Source organism: Kribbella sindirgiensis (assembly GCF_004331435.1).
GTDB lineage: Bacteria > Actinomycetota > Actinomycetes > Propionibacteriales > Kribbellaceae > Kribbella > Kribbella sindirgiensis.
Map to the genome: position 1 here is coordinate 310,122 of NZ_SJKA01000002.1, position 17,688 is coordinate 327,809.

At 68.3% G+C, this 17,688-nt stretch carries 15 protein-coding genes; 11 read left to right on the forward strand and 4 right to left on the reverse strand.

Annotated elements, in window-relative coordinates; translation table 11 throughout:
- Positions 1-79 precede the first annotated feature (79 nt).
- A complete protein-coding gene (locus E0H50_RS06020) occupies positions 80-1,270 on the reverse strand; it encodes an acyl-CoA dehydrogenase family protein (protein ID WP_131285564.1) in 1,191 nt (396 codons plus the stop codon).
- A gap of 92 nt (positions 1,271-1,362) precedes the next feature.
- Positions 1,363-2,802: a serine/threonine-protein kinase gene (locus E0H50_RS06025; RefSeq protein ID WP_131285565.1), complete on the reverse strand. Its 1,440-nt coding sequence runs from the start codon at positions 2,800-2,802 to the stop codon at positions 1,363-1,365.
- A gap of 118 nt (positions 2,803-2,920) precedes the next feature.
- On the opposite strand from E0H50_RS06025, the gene E0H50_RS06030 reads away from it, so the two are divergent.
- The 3 genes from E0H50_RS06030 to E0H50_RS06040 are packed head-to-tail and all read left to right on the forward strand — an operon-like array spanning position 2,921 to position 4,969.
- Positions 2,921-3,571 carry a peptidylprolyl isomerase gene (locus E0H50_RS06030; protein ID WP_131285566.1) on the forward strand — a complete coding sequence of 217 codons (651 nt, stop codon included), beginning with the start codon at positions 2,921-2,923 and terminating at the stop codon, positions 3,569-3,571.
- A gap of 41 nt (positions 3,572-3,612) precedes the next feature.
- Positions 3,613-4,236, forward strand: coding sequence for a VOC family protein (locus E0H50_RS06035; RefSeq protein WP_131285567.1), 624 nt, complete (start codon positions 3,613-3,615; stop codon positions 4,234-4,236).
- 7 nt (positions 4,237-4,243) lie between these two features.
- Complete coding sequence (locus E0H50_RS06040; RefSeq protein WP_131285568.1) at positions 4,244-4,969, forward strand: hypothetical protein; 726 nt, start codon at positions 4,244-4,246, stop codon at positions 4,967-4,969.
- On the opposite strand, the gene E0H50_RS06045 is transcribed toward E0H50_RS06040, so the two are convergent.
- Together E0H50_RS06045 and E0H50_RS06050 are read right to left on the reverse strand one after the other, a co-directional pair.
- Positions 4,966-5,928 carry an HpcH/HpaI aldolase/citrate lyase family protein gene (locus E0H50_RS06045; RefSeq protein WP_131285569.1) on the reverse strand — a complete coding sequence of 321 codons (963 nt, stop codon included), beginning with the start codon at positions 5,926-5,928 and terminating at the stop codon, positions 4,966-4,968. The two genes, E0H50_RS06040 and E0H50_RS06045, sit on opposite strands and share 4 nt — an antisense overlap.
- A gap of 103 nt (positions 5,929-6,031) precedes the next feature.
- Entirely contained in the window at positions 6,032-9,871 is a 3,840-nt protein-coding gene (locus E0H50_RS06050) for a S8 family peptidase (RefSeq protein WP_165547010.1), read from the reverse strand.
- 236 nt (positions 9,872-10,107) lie between these two features.
- Between E0H50_RS06050 and E0H50_RS06055 the strand changes: the two genes are divergently transcribed.
- The 8 genes from E0H50_RS06055 to E0H50_RS06090 all read left to right on the forward strand — a co-directional run bounded on the left by E0H50_RS06055 (position 10,108) and on the right by E0H50_RS06090 (position 17,687).
- The gene (locus E0H50_RS06055) at positions 10,108-11,061 is read left to right on the forward strand and encodes a helix-turn-helix transcriptional regulator (protein WP_131285571.1); all 954 of its coding nucleotides are present in this window, start codon (positions 10,108-10,110) and stop codon (positions 11,059-11,061) included.
- Positions 11,054-11,854: a helix-turn-helix transcriptional regulator gene (locus E0H50_RS06060; RefSeq protein WP_131285572.1), complete on the forward strand. Its 801-nt coding sequence runs from the start codon at positions 11,054-11,056 to the stop codon at positions 11,852-11,854. The genes E0H50_RS06055 and E0H50_RS06060 overlap by 8 nt, the downstream gene beginning before the upstream one ends.
- Before the next feature lie 7 nt (positions 11,855-11,861).
- Entirely contained in the window at positions 11,862-12,377 is a 516-nt protein-coding gene (locus E0H50_RS06065) for a hypothetical protein (protein ID WP_238150801.1), read from the forward strand.
- Between the two features lie 45 nt (positions 12,378-12,422).
- Positions 12,423-13,721: a magnesium transporter MgtE N-terminal domain-containing protein gene (locus E0H50_RS06070; protein WP_131285573.1), complete on the forward strand. Its 1,299-nt coding sequence runs from the start codon at positions 12,423-12,425 to the stop codon at positions 13,719-13,721.
- A complete protein-coding gene (locus tag E0H50_RS06075) occupies positions 13,711-14,271 on the forward strand; it encodes a DUF1003 domain-containing protein (protein ID WP_420323234.1) in 561 nt (186 codons plus the stop codon). Before E0H50_RS06070 ends, E0H50_RS06075 begins: the two co-directional genes overlap by 11 nt.
- A 96-nt stretch (positions 14,272-14,367) precedes the next feature.
- Complete coding sequence (gene htpX, locus E0H50_RS06080) at positions 14,368-15,261, forward strand: zinc metalloprotease HtpX (protein WP_131285574.1); 894 nt, start codon at positions 14,368-14,370, stop codon at positions 15,259-15,261.
- Between the two features lie 4 nt (positions 15,262-15,265).
- On the forward strand, positions 15,266-15,829 hold the full coding sequence (gene pspAB, locus E0H50_RS06085; RefSeq protein ID WP_131285575.1) for a PspA-associated protein PspAB: 564 nt from the start codon (positions 15,266-15,268) through the stop codon (positions 15,827-15,829).
- Positions 15,830-16,541: 712 nt separating this feature from the next.
- On the forward strand, positions 16,542-17,687 hold the full coding sequence (locus E0H50_RS06090) for an Mrp/NBP35 family ATP-binding protein (protein WP_131285576.1): 1,146 nt from the start codon (positions 16,542-16,544) through the stop codon (positions 17,685-17,687).
- The last annotated feature ends 1 nt before the right edge of the window (position 17,688 follow it).

The following is a 17,688-nucleotide window of genomic DNA, read 5'->3' on the forward strand; positions in this document are numbered from 1 at the left end:
GCCCCTGCCCCGCCGCGCGCTGGGCCGACCGGCACCGCCCCGCCTGTCGACCCAGCACGCCGGGCTCTCAGACACCCTCTTAGAGCTTGTAGTCCTCCAGTAGACGGCGGCCGATGATCATCCGCTGGATGTCCGCCGTACCCTCGCCGATCAGCAGCATCGGGGCCTCGCGGTACAGGCGTTCGATCTCGTACTCCTTGGAGAACCCGTAGCCGCCGTGGATGCGGAACGAGTCCTCGACGACCTGGGCGCAGTACTCGCTGGCCAGGTACTTCGCGACACCGGCCTCGAAGTCGTTGCGGGAGCCGCTGTCCTTCTTGCGGGCCGCCTTCACCATCAGCTCGTGCGCGGCCTCCACCTTGACCGCCATGTCGGCGAGCCGGAACAGCACCGCCTGGTGCTCGGCGATCTTCTTGCCGAACGTCTCACGCTGCTGCGCGTACGAGATGCCGAGCTCGAACGCCCGCCGCGCCACCCCGCAGCCGCGCGCGGCCACGTTCACGCGCCCGACCTCGACGCCGTCCATCATCTGGTAGAAACCCTTACCCGGTACGCCGCCGAGGATCTGGCCCGCGTCGATCCGGTAGCCGTCGAACACCAGCTCCGTGGTGTCGACGCCCTTGTAGCCCATCTTCTCGATCTTGCCGGGGATCGTCAGGCCCTTGTCGACCTCGCCGAACCCGGGCTCCTTCTCGACCAGGAACGTGGTCATGTTCTTGTAGACCGAGTCCTGACCTTCGTCGGTCTTCACCAGTACGGCGACCAGGTTGCTCGAACCGCCGTTGGTCAGCCACATCTTCTGGCCGTTGACGACGTACCCGTCGCCCTCGCGAGTGGCCTTGGTCTTGATCGCGGCGACATCGGATCCACAGCCCGGCTCGGACATCGAGAACGCGCCGCGGACCTCGCCGGTCGCCATCCGCGGCAGGTACTTCCGCTTCTGCTCGTCGGTGCCGTGCTGGAGCAGCATGTACGCGACGATGAAGTGCGTGTTGATGATCCCGGACACGCTCATCCAGCCGCGGGCGATCTCCTCGACGCACAGCGCGTAGGTGAGCAGCGACTCGCCGAGGCCGCCGTACTCCTCGGGGATCATCAGGCCGAACAGACCGAGTTCCTTGAGCCCTTCGACGATCGCGAGAGGGTACTCGTCGCGGTGCTCGAGCTCGGTCGCGACTGGGAGGATCTCGGCCTCGACGAAGGCCCGGACCGTCTTCAGGATCTCTTCCTGGATGTCGGTCAGCCCGTCGGTCTGCTGCAACCTGCTCATCTGCGTCTCCTTCGCGCCGGCTTACCCGCGAGTATCCAGATACGAGTGTGACACTGGCTGTGACACCGACCACCTACAGAAGGTCGCGTGCCTCACTCGTCGTCGCGGTCGGGGCGCGGAAGTGACTGGCCGATGGTGAAGAAGAGCGAGGCGATCTGCTGGGTCGGCTGCCAGCGATGGCGTTGCTGTGCCTCGACCAGCCGCTGGCGCGCCTCGTAGAAGTGCTTCGCGGCGGACTCGGTGTCGCCTTGGTCGAGAGCCTGAGCAGCCTGGTCCAGGTCGTTCGCAGCCTCCCGTGGCGCCCTGCTACGGCTGCCCTCCTGCGTCGCGCGGACCTGTGCGGCCAGGGACCGCATCCGCTGCACCAAGACCGCCTGCGGGTTCTGCGTGGGCTTCTGCGTCTGCTTCTGGGTGGGCTTCTTCGTCGGGGTCGTCTTGGTGGGCGTCGGCTTGGGCTTCGGCGTGGTCTTGGGCGCCGCTGTGGCCTTCTGCACCGGAGCAGACGGCGTGCCGCCGGCCTGTGCGGGCGGATCGTTCGACACGCCGGCCCGCAGCATGAGGGCCGCCACCACACCTGCCACAACCACCGCAGCAGCCACACCCGCCTTGGCCAACGGGAAACCACTGCGGGTCGCCCGGTGCGCCGGCTCGTCCGAGTCCTGCTCCCACTTGCCCACACCGAGCACCTCGCCGGCGTCCGCAGGTGGGGTGAAGGCCAGCACCTGGGTCTGGCTGGCCGGTGCGAGCAGTGCGGCCACCTCTTGCTCCGACGACGGGCGGTCCGCCGGGTCCTTGGCCAGCAGGTGCGTCACGAGGTTCGACAGCTCAGCCGGTACGTCGGCACGCGTCACAGGCGGAGGCGGTACGTCGAGATGCTGCCGCATGACCACGTCGACGGTCGGCCCGGTGAACGGCGGCGTACCGGTCAGGAGCTCGTGCAGGACGCAGCCGAACGAGTACCAGTCGCTGGCGGCGGTCGCGGGCTCGCCACGGACCTGTTCCGGCGACACGTACGACGCCGTACCGAGCAGGACGCCCAGTCCGGTCGTCTCGGTGCCGGCGCTCTTGGCGATACCGAAGTCGGTCATCTTGAGCGTGCCGTCGGGAGCGAGCAGCAGGTTGCCAGGCTTCACGTCGCGGTGCACGATCCCGGCCGCGTGCGCCGCGTCCAGTGCGCGGGCGCCCTGCCGGGCGATGTCCTCGACCAGTGCGGCGGTTGGGAGTCCCGACGTACGCATCAGCTGGGCCAGATCGGGGCCTGGGACGAGTTCCATCACCAGGAACACGTGGTCGCCTTCGGTGCCGACGTCGTACGTCGCGACGACGTTCGGATGCGTCAATCGAGCGGCTGATTGAGCCTCGGCGCGAAACCTCTGGACCGCGTCCATCGGGTCGCCTTCGAGGCTGCGCAGCAGTTTCACCGCGACCTGACGGGCCAGGACCGTGTCCTGTGCCTGCCACACCTCACCCGCACCGCCCCTGCCCAGCAGGGTCAGCAACCGGTACCGACCTGCCAGTACCTCGCCGTTCACACAAACACCTTCCGCAGCGGACCGCAACACCTTAGGCGGGAAGCTCCGGATCTTCGAGTCCACGGCGGAAACCTTCAGAAAGCTCTGCAGAGAGCGAGCGAAGTACTACGGTGTGCTGATGAAGCGATCACTCACCGCCCTGATCGCGGCCGTTCTGGTCGCGACAACGCTTTCCACGACCTCCGCCTCCGCTGCACCGGCCGCGAAACCGGTGGCGAAGTGCGAGTTCACGCCGACGCCGGAGAACCCGGCGGCCAAGCCGGTCCGGATCCCGTCGCCGGTCGCCCGCGCGAAGGGCACGGTCGACGTGTACTTCGTCACCAACTACGGACCGTTCGTGGTGCGGATGGACCGCGCCAACGCGCCGTGCGGCGTACACAACTTCGTGCACCTGGTGAAGAGCCGGTTCTACGACGCCACGCAGTGCTTCCGGCTGACGAACTCGACCCGGCTCGGGGTCCTGCAGTGCGGTGACATCTACCGCCAGGAGGAGGGCGGACCGGGGTACAAGTTCCCCGACGAGGTCACCGGGAAGGAGACCTACCCGCGCGGCACCGTTGCCTACGGCAACCAGGGCCCGGGTACCAACGGCTCGGAGTTCTTCGTCGTGCACTCGTTCGCCAACATCGCCCCGAACTACACGGTCCTCGGTCACGTGATCGCCGGCATGTCCACCTTCGACCGGATGGTCGCGGCCGGTATCGCCGACCCCGACCAGGACGGCCCGCCGGTCAAGCCGATCCGCATCTACAAGGTCTGGGCCCGCTGAGGGGGAGGGTAATTCGGGCGGTACGCCGCTAGCTTGAGGGTGTGGGTACACGCGGACGGCCCCGGCATCCCGACGTACTGACACCCGCCGAGTGGCAGGTGGTGCACGCGGTGCGGCACGGGATGCCGAACCGGGAGATCGCGCGACGGCGTGGAGTCAGCGTCGACGCGGTGAAGTTCCACGTCGCCAACGCGCTGCTGAAGCTCGGCCTGGACCGCCGGGCCGAGCTTCGCACCTGGCGCGGTGTGCCCGCCGACAGCGCTCTTCGAGGAGGCCAGGACATGAGCGTGCAACTCGGCGCGATCGGGCAGATCGCCCACCCGTGCAGTGACATCGAGAAGGCGGTCGAGTTCTACCGCGACGTACTCGGACTCCCCCACCTGTACACGTTCGGCGACCTGGCGTTCTTCGACTGCGGCGGGACCCGCCTGTTCCTCAGCGCCAACGACGCCCCACCCGGGAAGCCGTCCTGCCTGTACTTCCGCGTCGAGGACATCAACACCGCCTACGACGAACTCCGGGAGCGCGGTGTGGAGTTCGAGGGCGCCCCGCACCTCATCCACAAACACGACAACGGAGTCGAGGAATGGATGGCGTTCTTCCCCGACCCCGACGGCCACCTGCTGGCGATCATGGCCCAGACCGCCCCCGCCGACCTGGCATGATCGGCGGGTGACTCTCGAGGGTGCGAGTTTGAGCCGGCTCGAGCGGGCTGTGTGTGCCGTGGTGGGGCTCGCCACGGGAGGAGCCGGCGGCGTCGCTGTGTTCGTCGACGGAAGCAACGTCGGCGGCGTACCGCTGCTGATCGGTGTCGGAGCGCTCTTCGGGTACCTTGCGGTGTCCGGCCAGCGGCTGAGCCAGGTCAAGGTCGGGAACAGCGAGGCGTCGTTCATCGGCAGGATCCTCCGTGATCCGACCGTCTCCGACGAAGCCAAGGCCGAGGTCGCCGAGCGCCTGGACGAAGTTCCGCTGCCGTCGGGGACTCAGCGGGCGGTCAACGAGATCCTGGACGCGCGGGCAGCCGCGGACGCATACCGCCGGCAGGTGATCGGAGCCGTCGAGCGCCTGGCCGGTGCCGAGATCACGGCCCGGGCGACCGAGGACCAGCCACCCCGGCACTGGGATCTGCTGCTCGGTTCCGGCGATCGGATCGCCGTGGAGATCACGTGGCGTGGCCGTCCGCAGACACCGGACCAGGTGACCGAGATGCTGCAAATGACCGCGGCACACAGCTTCGAGGCGTACGGATTGATCATCACCAACCAGCCGGTGCCCGGCGGAGCCCGTTACGAACCGCAGGACGAACTCTGGCTGGGCGTCTCCTGGAGCAGCCCAGCCGACGACGTGAATCTCGCCGCCGCGCTGCAGGAACTGCTCCGCGCCTCGCGCGCCGACTAGTCGGTCGGCGGGACCCAGACGTCGGTGCGGGTGAGGCCGGCGGCGCGGCCCTTGGCGGAGATGACCAGGGCCATTTTGCGGCTGGCTTCGTCGATCATCTCGTCGCCGAGCATGACCGCGCCGCGGCCGCCGCCGGCTGCGGAGGTGTAGTGGTCGTAGGCGTCGAGGATGTTCTCGGCGTGGTCGTAGTCGTCCTGGCGTGGCGAGTAGACCTCGTTCGCGGCGGCGATCTGGTCGGGGTGCAGGACCCACTTGCCGTCGAAGCCGAGCGCGGCCGAGCGGCCCGCGACGCGGCGGAAGCCGTCGACGTCCTTGATCTGCAGGTACGGGCCGTCGATCGCCTGCTTGCCGTGCGCCCGCGCGGCCATCAGGATCTGCATCAGGATGTAGTGGTAGGCGTCGCCGACGTCGTACCCGGGCGGCTGCTCGCCGACCACCAGCGACTTCATGTTGATCGACGCCATGAAGTCCGCCGGGCCGAAGATGATCGTCTCCACCCGCGGCGACGCGGTCGCGATCGCGTTCACGTTGGTCAGGCCGAGGGCGTTCTCGATCTGCGCCTCGATCCCGATCCGGCCCGGCTCGTACCCGTGCACCTTCTCCAGCTGGGTGAGCAGCAGGTCGAGCGCGACCACCTGTTCGGCGGTCTGCACCTTCGGCAGCATGATGCAGTCCAGGTTCGCGCCGGCGCCGCCGACGACCTCGATCACATCGGCGTAGGTCCACTCGGTGGTCCAGTCGTTCACCCGGACGACGCGCAGCTTGGTGCCCCAGCCGCCCTCGTTGAGCGCGGCGACGATGTTCTTGCGGGCATCCGGCTTCGCGATCGGCGCGACCGAGTCCTCGAGGTCCAGGAACACCTGGTCCGCGTCCAGCCCCTTCGCCTTGGTCAGGAACCGCGGGTTCGACCCCGGGGTGGCCAGGCACGACCGCCTGCTGCGCAAAACCTGTTCCGCCATCGGGGGACCTCCACTCGGTTACTCGCCGGTCACCGGCAGCGTACGGCGTCTGCCGCCGCTGACTCGGTGACCCGGCTCACTTCCTTTCCGAGTGTGTCCCGATTCACCGTGTGGTGATGCCGTACGCGCGGGTGATGGTCTGCTTGATCGTGTTCCCCGCGGCGTCCACGCCCTCCGTACGCAGGCTGACCGCACTGGCGCTCCTCGGGTGCTGCAGTACGGCGGTGTACTCGCTCCGACCCGACTTCGTCGTCCGCACCGACTGCCACGTGGCCCCGTCGTCGTAGCTGACGGACAGCTTCAGGCTGGTCAGCTCTGGGTCGCTCCCGAGGTACGAGTGGTGGTAGCCGCTGATGGTGATCCTGTTATCGCGCCCCGCGGGCAGAGTGTTGTTCAGACGCAGCCCAAGGTCGTAGCCCAAGTACAGCTGGCTGTTGGCCGCACAGCTGCCCTTGTCCTGTCCTAGCCGGGTGATCGTGTCCCAAGTCCCGCAGTGCACCCCGTACCCCTTCGGCGGCCGGTATGGGAAGCCGTCGGTGGGCTTGGCCGTGGTGAACGTCCACTCCGACGCGACGGTCCGCGACCACTTCTGCAGCTTGTACGGCGCGGGGTACGTCTCGGTCATCCGGTAGCGGCCCGGTGCGTCGGGCAGAACGAAGTACGGCACGCCGATGACCGCGATGAAGAACACCCAGAAGCCCTGTTCGACAGGGATCTCCTGGCCGTCCGGTCCCCAGAGCTTGATCTGCGTCTGCGGCTCGCCGCGCAGGATCTCGGGGATGTAGTACGTCTGCGTGCCCGTGGCCAGTCCGTCGCTGCTCTGCGTGTGCCAGGGCATGAAGATGTTGCCGCTCCGGCACGCCTGACACAGCTGCCAGGTGTAGTCGTTGTCCTCGGGCGTCACGGTCCGCAGCGCCGAGTGCACCAGCGGCTGCTCGCCGAACGTGTCAGTACGTCGACCCGGCCGCGTGAGCACGTCGCCACGGCTCTGGACCCACCCGGTGCGGTGGAACGCCTCCATGTCGGCGGGAGCGTCGTACGTCAGGCCGGCGCCTCTGCTGCGTCGTACGTCGTCCTGGATCGGGCCGACGTACTCGGTCAGCGTGCCCGGTCCGCGCATCGTCAGCTTCACACTGCCCAGACTGCGGCCGTACTTCTTCGCAGCGTTCCAGCTCAGCGCGACCGTGCCGGGTGCATCGCCGTGGTAGCTGCTGTCGAAGCGGTACACGTCGCGTGGGCTGACTGTCTTCTGCACTAGCGGCACCCGTCCCTCGACGGGGTAGGACATCGCGTAGACGTACGGCATCGCCGCCTTGCCTCGTACAGTCACCACTCGCGGCAGGTGGGCCCGTAGCGCCTGCCCTTGCTCGGCAGGGATCGTCAGCACCGGGATCGGTACTGCGACATCGTCGACCGGAACCGCCCGGCCACGTGCGCCGTACAGGAGCACACCAGCCGCGCCGGCCTGGTGCGCGGCCTGAGCTCTCGCCAGTACACCGGATTTGCAGGACCACGCGGCGGCCGGGCAGAGGTCGGACACGTCGAGCAGCACGACCGCACCGCGCGCCGGCGTACCGAAGACGAGCGGGAGCACCTTCGTACCGTCGAAGCGTGGGTCCTCTGCTTCGAGACTCACGTACTTCGCGTCGAGAGTCCTGCCACCGGCGTACATCGCTACCGGCGGTGTGGTGAGCAGCCGGTCGTCACGCCACAGGAACCCGCCAACCGTGACTTGCTGCGTTGGTGTGACCCACAGACCCCACTCCTTCTTGTACAGCGAGGAGGCACTGACCCGGAGCGTCCACATGCCAGTTGCTGACGTCTGAGTCCACCCGACCTGGCTGTCGACCGGCACGGAGGCCAGTGGGGTCCGCGTACTCACCCTGCTGGCAGTGCTCGCGTCCAGTACGACGTTCTGGTCGGAGCGCACGTCGACCTGCGGACTGGTCAGGAGCGTGACCTGCGGGTTGCCGGCCGCGTCACGCCAGTTGATGGACGTCTGGACGCTGTACGTGCCCTCGTCGAGGGTGCCGCTGATGTTCTGCGCTCCCCCGGCGTACCCGACGTTGTTGGTGATGTCGAGGTCGTTCTGGTCGTCGGTGCGCAGGAAGTACCAGGTGTTGTACTGCACGTCGGTCGCACCGGCCGGGAGCTTGATGGACCCGGTCAGCTTGTGCCGCGCCGCGTGCGTGTACGCCGCTACGGCGTTACGCAGCTCGGTCTGACCAGCGGTCGCGACGATCGAGCCCTGGTACCAGGTGCCCGGACCGCTGGGGTCGAACGTCGCTGTGACCGGTGCGGACCCGTTGGCGGGAACCGTGACCGTGGCAGGCACCTGCAACGCGTTCGGCGGCGCCGTGCCTTCGGTCGCCTTGATGGACGCGGTCAGCTGCAGCGTGACGGGCTGAGCGGTGGTGTTGACGTACGTGATGGTCTTCGTGGCAGGTACGTCGTACGGCTCCGGGAGGATGCCGAAATCCAGGTTGCCCGTGCTGTAGACGCCTTGTGTGACCGCACGGGCGACGTCGACGCGACCAGAGCCGACCTGGTACGCCGTACCGTCGATCTGCTTGCTACTGCTGATCAGATGGCTCTTGAGCTGCTCACCCGTCCAGTCGGGGTGCTGTTGCGCCAGCAGGGCCGCCGCGCCGGCGACGTGCGGTGTGGCCATGGACGTGCCGCTGAGGCTCGTGTACTTGTCGCCGACGAGCGGGCCGAGCGACGTACCTGCTGCGCGAGCAGCCACGATCGAGACACCGGGCGCGGAGATGTCCGGCTTGAGCCCGTAGTCGACTCGTCGCGGCCCCTGGCTGGAGAACGAGGCCCGCTGGTCCTGCTTGTCGACCGCCGCGACAGTCAGCGCCGCGTCCGCGACCCCTGGCGCACCGAGCGTCCCGGCCGCGGCGTCGTTGCCCGCCGCGATCACGAACAGCGTGTGGTACTGCGCAGTCAGGTCGTTGACGGCCTGGCTCATCGGGTCCTTGCCGTCGGTGCAGCAACCGCCGAGACTCATGCTGATGACGTCGGCACCCTGCGAGGCCGCCCACTGCATGCCCGCGATGATGCCGGACTCGAAACCACCACCGCTGTTGTCGAGCACCTTCCCGACCAGCAGTGTGGCGTCCGGTGCGACGCCCTTGTACTTCCCACCGGATGCGGCGCCGGACCCGACGATGGTGTCGGCCACGTGGGTGCCATGGCCGTGCTTGTCGGTGGCGTCCGACCCAGGTACGAAGCTCACTGCCTCGGTGACCTTGCCGGCGAGGTCGGGGTGGGTCTGGTCGATCCCGGTGTCGAGTACGGCGACCTTGACGCCCTTGCCGGTGTAGCCGGCCTGCCACGCGGCCGGCGCACCGATCTGCGGCACGCTGACGTCCAGACTCGCTTGCACCTTGCCGTCGAGCCAGACGCTCGCCACACCGTCCAGTGTGCGAGCCGTCGGGGTGTCGACGGCCGCCCAGAAGCCACGCGCCTGCGACTTGCCGAGCGTGACGGCCTCCGAACGAATACTGGGCAGTGCCTTCACGCGACGTGTGCCTGGCAGTGCGGACGTGCTGCTGCTCTGGAGAATCAGGGGCAGTGTGGTGCTCTTGCTGTCGGTGTAGCCGTACTTCGTCAGGTAGGCCACGTCGAACAGCCGCCGGTCGAGGCGGCCCGTTCTGATCAGCTCGGACGCGTCGGACGGGTAGACGTAGTACCGGTCGCCTTGGTGCAGTTCGGTGAAGACGACCGGGCGGCCGTTCTCCCGTGGCGTCGGTGTGACGTCGGCGTCGAGCGGCGTACCGTCGGCGGTGAACCGGTACGTGACCTGGTCGCCGGTGATCAGCGTGACCTGCTCGCTCCCGGCCGCTTCCGCGACCTGCTGTGCGGCCGGCGGGACAGGAGGCGTGTCAGCAGCCCTTGCGGTGGTAGAGCCGAGCAGGAGTGCGAGAGCCGACAGCACTGCGACGGGGGCGCGCCATCCGATCCTGGGGCCTCCCGGCCTGGACTGAGGAGCGGAGGGAGCGAAGCGACCGGAGCGACGAGGGAAGGCCGGGAGTAACAGCCCCAGGATCCGCTGCGCCGGAGGCGCAGCATTCAACACAGTCATGGCGCTGAGGCTGTCAGGGGTGCGACATGTCCGGAAGCGGTCTGGCTGTGCAGTTCCCGCCAATGGCGGAAACCGGAGATGATCGGTCAGTGCTCGAGTCACTCGGTCTGAACCGCGAGGAGCAGGCCCTGTACGAGGAACTCGTGTCCCGACCTCCGGTCCGCGCAACAGAGCTGGCCGGGTCCAGTGCGCTGGCCAAGCTGGTCGACCTCGATCTCGTCACCCTGATCAACACAGATCCGCCGAGGTACGTCGTACTGCCGCCGGACACCGCCCTGGACGTGCTGGCCCGACGGCGCGAGCGGGAGCTGGCGGATGCCCGTCGGAAGATGGTGGAGCTGACGGTGCGGTTCCACGGGAGTACGGCGCGACGCGAGCCGGCCGACCTGGTCGAAGTGCTGCACGGTGACCAGGAGATCGCGCAGACCATGAGCAGGTTGTTGCTGGGCGCACGGAACGAGGTGTGCGGCTGGGACGCGCCGCCGTACCGCGACGACCCGAACCAGGTGAATCAACTGGAGATCGACCAGCTGAAGCGCGGTGTCTCGTTCCGCGTGATCTATGACCGTCGCGGTTCGGTGGACCGGCCGGGGCGGCTGGCCGCGCTGATCCAGGGCATCGCGGACGGCGAGCAGGCCCGGGTCGGCGACGTACCGATGAAGCTGATCGTCACCGATGCGCCGATGGCCTTCGTCCCGTTCGACGTCCACGCGACGCGTCACGAAACCGCGCTGCTGATCCACGACCCGGTGATGGTGGAAGGTCTGGCCGCGTTGTTCGAGCTGTACTGGCGCAAGGCCGTCCCGTTGGCGACGTACGACCCCCAGCCGCCGGCTACGGACCGTCCGACGGCGGCAGAACGCGAGCTGCTCGCTCTACTGATGTCCGGCTTCACCGACAACGAGATGGCGGTCCATCTGGGCTGGAGCGAGCGGACCGTCCGCAAACACATCGACGGGATGCGGCACCGCCTCAACGCCGACACGCGCTTCGAAGCGGGCTACCAGGCCGTACTGCGGGGCTGGCTGGGACACCGTGGGTGACCTGACGGCGCTGGGCCTGTCCCCGGATGAGGAGGCGATCTACAGCGCTCTCGTCGCGTCTGGCCCCTCCGACAACGAGCAGAACGCCCTACTGACCAGCCTGATCGCCAAGGGCCTCGTCAGTCGCGTGGGCGAGCGTTACGTGGCGGTGGCGCCGGACATCGCGTTGGAGGTGCTGCTGCTGGAGCAGGAGCGCCTACTGCGTGACGCACGCGCACACATCGACGACCTGTCAGCGGCGTACCGCAAGCACACCGGGACTCCGACCGCGACGCTGGTCGAGCTGGTGACAGGTGGTGGGGCAGTCCGGCAGCGGATCGACCAGGTGCAGGCAGCGGCCCGGACCGAGCTGCGTCGACTCGTCAAGGCGCCGTACGGCGATCCGCCTGTGCAGCGGGCTGAGTACAGGACCGTGTATGAGCACGGCGTACTCGATGCGCATGGCAACGAGACCGCACGAGTGCTGCCGGCACTGCCGATCCACCTGTACCTGGCTGACGATCGGCTGGCGCTGGTACTGCTGAGCGCGGAGTCCGCCGTACTGGTGCAGCCGTGCGGTCTGTTCGATGCGTTCGTCGAGTTGTTCGAGGCGTTGTGGGAGGGCGCGCTCCCGGTGAAGGCCGACGGCACCCTCGTCAAGCTCCTCCTCGCAGGTCTGACCGACCAGGCCATTGCCCGGCAGCTGGGGGTCAGCGAACGGACGGCACAGCGGAAGATCGCGGCGCTGATGCAGGAGCTCGGCGCACGGACCCGGTTTCAGGCTGGCGCTCAAGCTGCGATCAAGGGTCAATAATGTGCCTGTGAGCACCGAGGAGATCGCTGGCGTCATGAAGAAGGCCGGACTCGTTTGGCTGGCGTGGGACGGCGGGCGACCGGTGCCGGCGTGGTTCTCCACGGTCGAGGGGCAGTACGTCGTCCTGGCGGACTCAGCCGACGGCGCGGAGCAGCCGCTGCCCGGACTCGCAGCAGCCGCCGCGGTCGAGGTCGTCGTACCGGCCAAGCCGGCCACGAACCGTCTGGCGAGCTGGAAGGCGACGGTGCGGCGGCTGGAGCCCGGGAGCGACGAGTGGACAGCAGCCGCGCAGGTACTCCGCAGCGAGCGGCTGAACGCAGCCGAGCTGGACACTCAGCTGCAGCGGTGGAGCACCGAGGCGGACATCCTCGTACTGGAGCCCACCGGTGAGATCAGCGAGTCGGCCGGGCGGTACGACGCCAGACCGCGGACCGAGGCCCCGGTACCGACCCGGGCCACGACCCGCGGCAAGGCACCGACCACACTGCACCGCCCAGTACGCCGCCGCCCCAAGCTGAGCTAGCCAGGGTTCCGCCGAGACTCAGGTTCGACGGGTTAGCCTTCGACCATGAGCGGATCACCGTCGCGGGTATACGTCGCCCGGTTGGCGGGTCTGCCGGTGTACGACCCGAACGGGGACCAGGTCGGCAAGGTCCGGGACGTGGTGGCCATGATGCGCCAGGGCGACCAGCCGCCCCGCGTGCTCGGCCTGGTCGTCGAGGTGTTCACCCGGCGGCGCATCTTCCTGCCGATGACCCGGGTCACCTCCGTCGACATCGGCCACGTCGTCACCACCGGTCTGGTCAACATGCGGCGGTTCGAGCAGCGCACGACCGAAGTACTCGTCCTCGGCGAACTGCTCGACCGGACCGTCACCATTGCCGACACCGGCACCACCGCAGTGGTGTACGACATGGCGATGGAGCAGTGGCGGACCCGGGACTGGCTCCTGACGAAGGTGGCGGTCCGGGAGGGTTCGAAACGGTTCCGGCGCCGCGGACAGACCCACGTGCTCGACTGGATCGACGTGACCGGCTTCACCCAGGACGAGGAGGGACAGGGCGCGACACACATCCTGGCCGCGTTCGAGTCCATGCGGCCGGCCGACCTGGCCGGCGTACTGCACGATCTGTCCCCCAAGCGCCGCAAGGAGATCGCCGTCGCGCTGAACGACGAGCGGCTGGCCGACGTACTCGAGGAGCTTCCCGAAGACATCCAGGTCGAGATCCTCGACGGTCTGGACACTGAACGGGCTGCGGACGTCCTGGAGGAGATGTCCCCGGACGACGCGGCCGACCTGATTGCCGAGCTGCCTACCGAGACAGCCGAGCGCCTCCTCACGCTGATGGAACCTGAGGAAGCAGAAGACGTACGGCGGCTGCTGACCTACGAGGAGCGCACTGCCGGCGGCATGATGACGTCCGAACCGGTCATCCTGCCCGTCGACGCCACTGTGGCCGATGCCCTCGCCCACGTACGCAACGCGGAGCTCAGCCCCGCACTGGCCGCGATGATCTACGTGTGCCGGCCACCGCTGGAGACGCCGACCGGACGGTTCATCGGAATCGGCCACATCCAGCGCCTGCTGCGCGAGCCCCCGTCCGAGCTGGTGTCCGCGGTACTGGACACCGATCTGGACGGCCTGCGGCCGGACGACAGCCTGCAGACGGTCAGCAAGTACCTGGCGACGTACAACCTGGTCGCCGCACCGGTGCTCGACGACGAGGGCCGGCTGATCGGTGCGGTGACCGTCGACGACGTACTGGACCATCTGCTTCCGAGTGACTGGCGGGAGCACGACCACGCGGATCACCTGGAACAGTCAGAGCTCCCCGAGCCGCAGGAGGTGGATCACGATGCCCCGTGACGACCGCAGCGCGGACGACCGCCGCCAGCGCGGCAGCAACGCCGCCGAGGAACGCCGGCTGATGCGGAGCACCAACCGCCTCGACATCCCGCGCGAGCTGCGCCGCACGATCGCCTTGCGCTCGGCGTACGACGCGGACGCGTTCGGGCGGCTGTCCGAACGGATCGCGCGCTTCCTCGGCACGGGACAGTTCCTGGTCTACATGACCGCGACCATCCTGTTCTGGGTCGGCTGGAACATCTTCGCGCCGGAGAGCGTGCGCTTCGACCAGTACCCGTTCATCTTCCTCACGCTCGCGCTCAGCCTGCAGGCGTCGTACGCCGCTCCGCTGATCCTGCTCGCCCAGAACCGCCAGGAGGCCCGCGACCGGGTGCAGTACGAGCGCGACCGGGACGTCGACGCCCGGACCCGGGCCGACATGGAGTTCCTGGCCCGCGAGGTGGCGGCGCTGCGGATGGCGGTCGGCGAGGTCGCCACCCGCGACTTCCTGCGCTCCGAGCTCCGCTCCCTGCTCGCCGACCTCGACACACGCGAGGGCGACCGGGTTTGACTGCGAGCTACCCTCGCTAGCAGGTAAGAGGTCGCGCGAAGAGGCGGCGCGGAGCAGGCGCCAGCTCTTCGCGGGACCTCTCAGGAAGGACGTGGGATGAAGACTCGATTCGCGCCTGATCGCGGGCTGTCCAGCCGGATGCTGATCACCAGTTTCCTGCTCGGACTGCTGTACGTCGGCTTCGTGGCGCTGCTGATCGCACTGACCCGGAGCGCGGTGCTCGCGGTGCTGATCGCCGGCGGCATGCTCTTCGCGCAGTACTGGTTCTCCGACCGGATCGCGCTGTTCGCGATGCACGGCAAGATCGTCACACCCGAGGAGGCGCCGCAGCTGCACGGCGCGATCGACCGGCTGTGCGCGCTCGCCGACATGCCGAAGCCGCGGGTCGCGATCGCCGACGTCGACCTGCCGAACGCGTTCGCCACCGGTCGCAACCCGAAGAACGCCGTCGTCTGCGTGACCACCGGCGTCATGCGCCGCCTGGACGCCGACGAACTGGAGGGCGTGCTGGCGCACGAGCTCTCGCACGTCGCGCACCGGGACGTCGCGGTGATGACGATCGCGTCGTTCCTCGGCGTACTCGCCGGCCTGATCACCCGCTTCGGCCTGTACGGCGGCCTGGGGCGGAACCGCGACCAGAACGCGGCGGTGATCATGCTGACGATCATCGGGGTGTCCATCGCCGTGTACGCGATCTCGTTCCTGCTGACCCGGGCCCTGTCGCGGTACCGCGAACTGGCCGCGGACCGGGCCGGAGCGATGCTGACCGGCAGACCCTCGACGCTGGCATCGGCATTGACGAAGATCAGCGGGGACATCGCACAGATACCGTCCCGCGACCTGCGCCAGGCGCAGGCGTTCAACGCGTTCTTCTTCGCGCCGGCGATCACCGGCAAGAGCCTGTCGTCGCTGTTCTCCACGCACCCGTCGCTCGAGACACGCCTCGACCGCCTCGGTACGCTCTCCCGCGAGCTGGGCGAGCAAGCTTAGACACATGGGCCTTCTCGACATCCTGCTCGGCCGGAGCAAAGCCGTCCCGCCGAATCTCGATCAGTTGTTCTCGCTTCCGTCGGCCGCGATCACCTTGGAGACCGCGGCCGGCTTCCGTCCGACGGGCAGTGGCTCGGTCTGTTTCAAGGCGGCCGAGGGCGGTGGGTTCACCGCACTGCGCGAGGAGGTCGACAAGCTGCTCGCGCTGGACAACGGCAAGTTCACCAGTACGACGGACTCGTACGGCTTCACCTGGCTGGTCCGGCAGACGGCCCCGGACGATCTGGAGACCCTGGTCACCGACCTGCACGCGGTCAACACGTCCCTGGTCGACGCGGGCTTCGGCAACGCCTTGCTGTGCACCCTGGTCGCCTTCACCAACGGCAGCCAGTCCGTGGGCCTCGTCTACCTCTACAAACGCGGCTCCTGGTACCCGTTCGTCCCCGTCGGCACCGACCGCCGCGACAACGCCCAGGAACTACAGATCAAGTCCGTCGTCGGCGCGGACCTGAACTTCGAATCGGACCTCTCCCGCTGGTTCCCCATCTACGGCGCCCCCGGCCTGTGAACCGCCCGCACCCGCTCGCCCCACCCGCACCGCCCCAGCCAGCACTTTTCGAGGGGATATCCGGCTCTTGTGATGCATGTGTGGGTGGGTTGGGCTGATCCGACTCCGCCTCGACCGACATAGCGCAGTCGCCCGTGGTCCTCGAGTCGTGGATTTCGGCGACCAAAGCGCAGCCTAGATCCACGACTCGCTGTTCCGGCGGCCAACCAAACGCCACGACTCGACGCGAGCAGTCGAGGTTGTCCGGCGCTTGTGACCCGGCTCCCGGGGCACCTGGCCGGCGGTGACCACGATCGTCGTGGAGTTGGTGGCTGGTAGGAGGATTTTGCTGGGATAGCGCCAGAAATCCTCCACGGACGTGACGGAAACCCTCCACCAAGGCGGTCGGCCGGCGAGCAAGGGCAGTAGGACCTTACGTCGCGGCGGGCGGGCCGCGCCGTGAGCCGGTCGCGCCTCCCCCCACGGATCAGTTCACAAGGATCGGTTATCCCCTCGCGTGCAGGGTTCTCCCCTCGCATATCAGTAGACAGCTCCAACACGAGGGGTTATCCACTGATGTTGGGGGTTCTCCGGTGGTGTACCAGGGGAGAACCCCCAACTGGAGCGGATATCCCCTCGTTGTGGGAGGGGCTGAAGGTAAGGGTTACCTTCCCGGAGGTACGTCACAGGGACCGTGGTCGGGTGGATGTGGGTGAGCACGTAGCCTGGGGGCATGGCTCCCACTGCTGATCAGGTGACCACGGCGCTCGGTGGCGTGATGGATCCGGAGATCAAGAAGCCGATCACGGATCTGGGGATGGTCGAGACCGTCGTCGTCCGCGAGGACGGCGTGGTCGCCGTACGCATCCTGCTGACCGTCGCCGGCTGTCCGATGAAGGACACGCTGCGCAGGGACATCACTGCCGCGGTGAGCAAGCTGGACGGTGTCACCGGGGTCGAGATCGACCTGGGTGTGATGTCCGCCGAGCAGCGCGCGGCCCTGCAGACCCAGTTGCGCGGCGGTGTGGCCGAGAAGGAGATCCCGTTCTCCCGGCCGGACTCGCTGACGAAGGTGTTCGCGATCGCGTCCGGCAAGGGCGGCGTGGGCAAGTCGTCGGTGACCGTGAACCTGGCGGTCGCGATGGCCCGCCAGGGCCTGTCGGTCGGCGTCCTGGACGCGGACATCTACGGACACTCGGTGCCGGCGATGATGGGGGTCGCGGACGAGCGGCCGACCGCGGTGGACGACATGATCATGCCGGTGCCCGCGCACGGCGTGAAGGTGATTTCGATCGGCATGCTGAAGCCGAAACGCGACCAGGTGGTCGCGTGGCGCGGCCCGATCCTCGACCGGGCACTGGTGCAGATGCTCGCGGACGTCTACTGGGGCGACCTCGACGTACTGCTCCTGGACCTGCCGCCCGGCACCGGTGACATCGCGATCTCCGTCGGGCAGCGGCTGACCAGCGCCGAGGTGATCGTCGTGACGACCCCGCAGGAGGCCGCCGCGGAAGTGGCCGAGCGGGCCGGCACGATGGCGCAGATGGTGCACCAGCGGGTGGCCGGCGTGGTCGAGAACATGTCGTTCCTGCCCTGCCCGCACTGCGGTCCCGAGCACCGCATCGAGATCTTCGGCAGCGGCGGCGGCACCCGCGTCGCGGAGACCCTGTCCGCGCGGCTCGGGTACAGCATCCCGCTGCTCGGCGAGATCCCGCTCGACGAGCGGCTCCGCTCCGGCGGCGACCTCGGCCAGCCGCTCGTGGCCGCCGACCCCGACACCCCCGCGGCGCAGGTCCTCGACAAGATCGCCTCGACCCTGGGCGGCAAGCCGCGCGGCCTCCTCGGCCGCCAGCTCGGCCTCTCCCCCGCGGGCCGCTGAC

Excerpts from the sequence above, each read along its gene's own strand:
- E0H50_RS06020 (WP_131285564.1), bottom strand. The coding sequence starts at position 1,270 with ATGAGCAGGTTGCAGCAGACCGACGGGCTGACCGACATCCAGGAAGAG.
- E0H50_RS06030 (WP_131285566.1), top strand. The coding sequence starts at position 2,921 with ATGAAGCGATCACTCACCGCCCTGATCGCGGCCGTTCTGGTCGCGACA.
- E0H50_RS06045 (WP_131285569.1), bottom strand. The coding sequence starts at position 5,928 with ATGGCGGAACAGGTTTTGCGCAGCAGGCGGTCGTGCCTGGCCACCCCG.
- E0H50_RS06070 (WP_131285573.1), top strand. The coding sequence starts at position 12,423 with ATGAGCGGATCACCGTCGCGGGTATACGTCGCCCGGTTGGCGGGTCTG.
- E0H50_RS06075 (WP_420323234.1), top strand. The coding sequence starts at position 13,711 with ATGCCCCGTGACGACCGCAGCGCGGACGACCGCCGCCAGCGCGGCAGC.
- htpX (WP_131285574.1), top strand. The coding sequence starts at position 14,368 with ATGAAGACTCGATTCGCGCCTGATCGCGGGCTGTCCAGCCGGATGCTG.
- pspAB (WP_131285575.1), top strand. The coding sequence starts at position 15,266 with ATGGGCCTTCTCGACATCCTGCTCGGCCGGAGCAAAGCCGTCCCGCCG.
- E0H50_RS06090 (WP_131285576.1), top strand. The coding sequence starts at position 16,542 with ATGGCTCCCACTGCTGATCAGGTGACCACGGCGCTCGGTGGCGTGATG.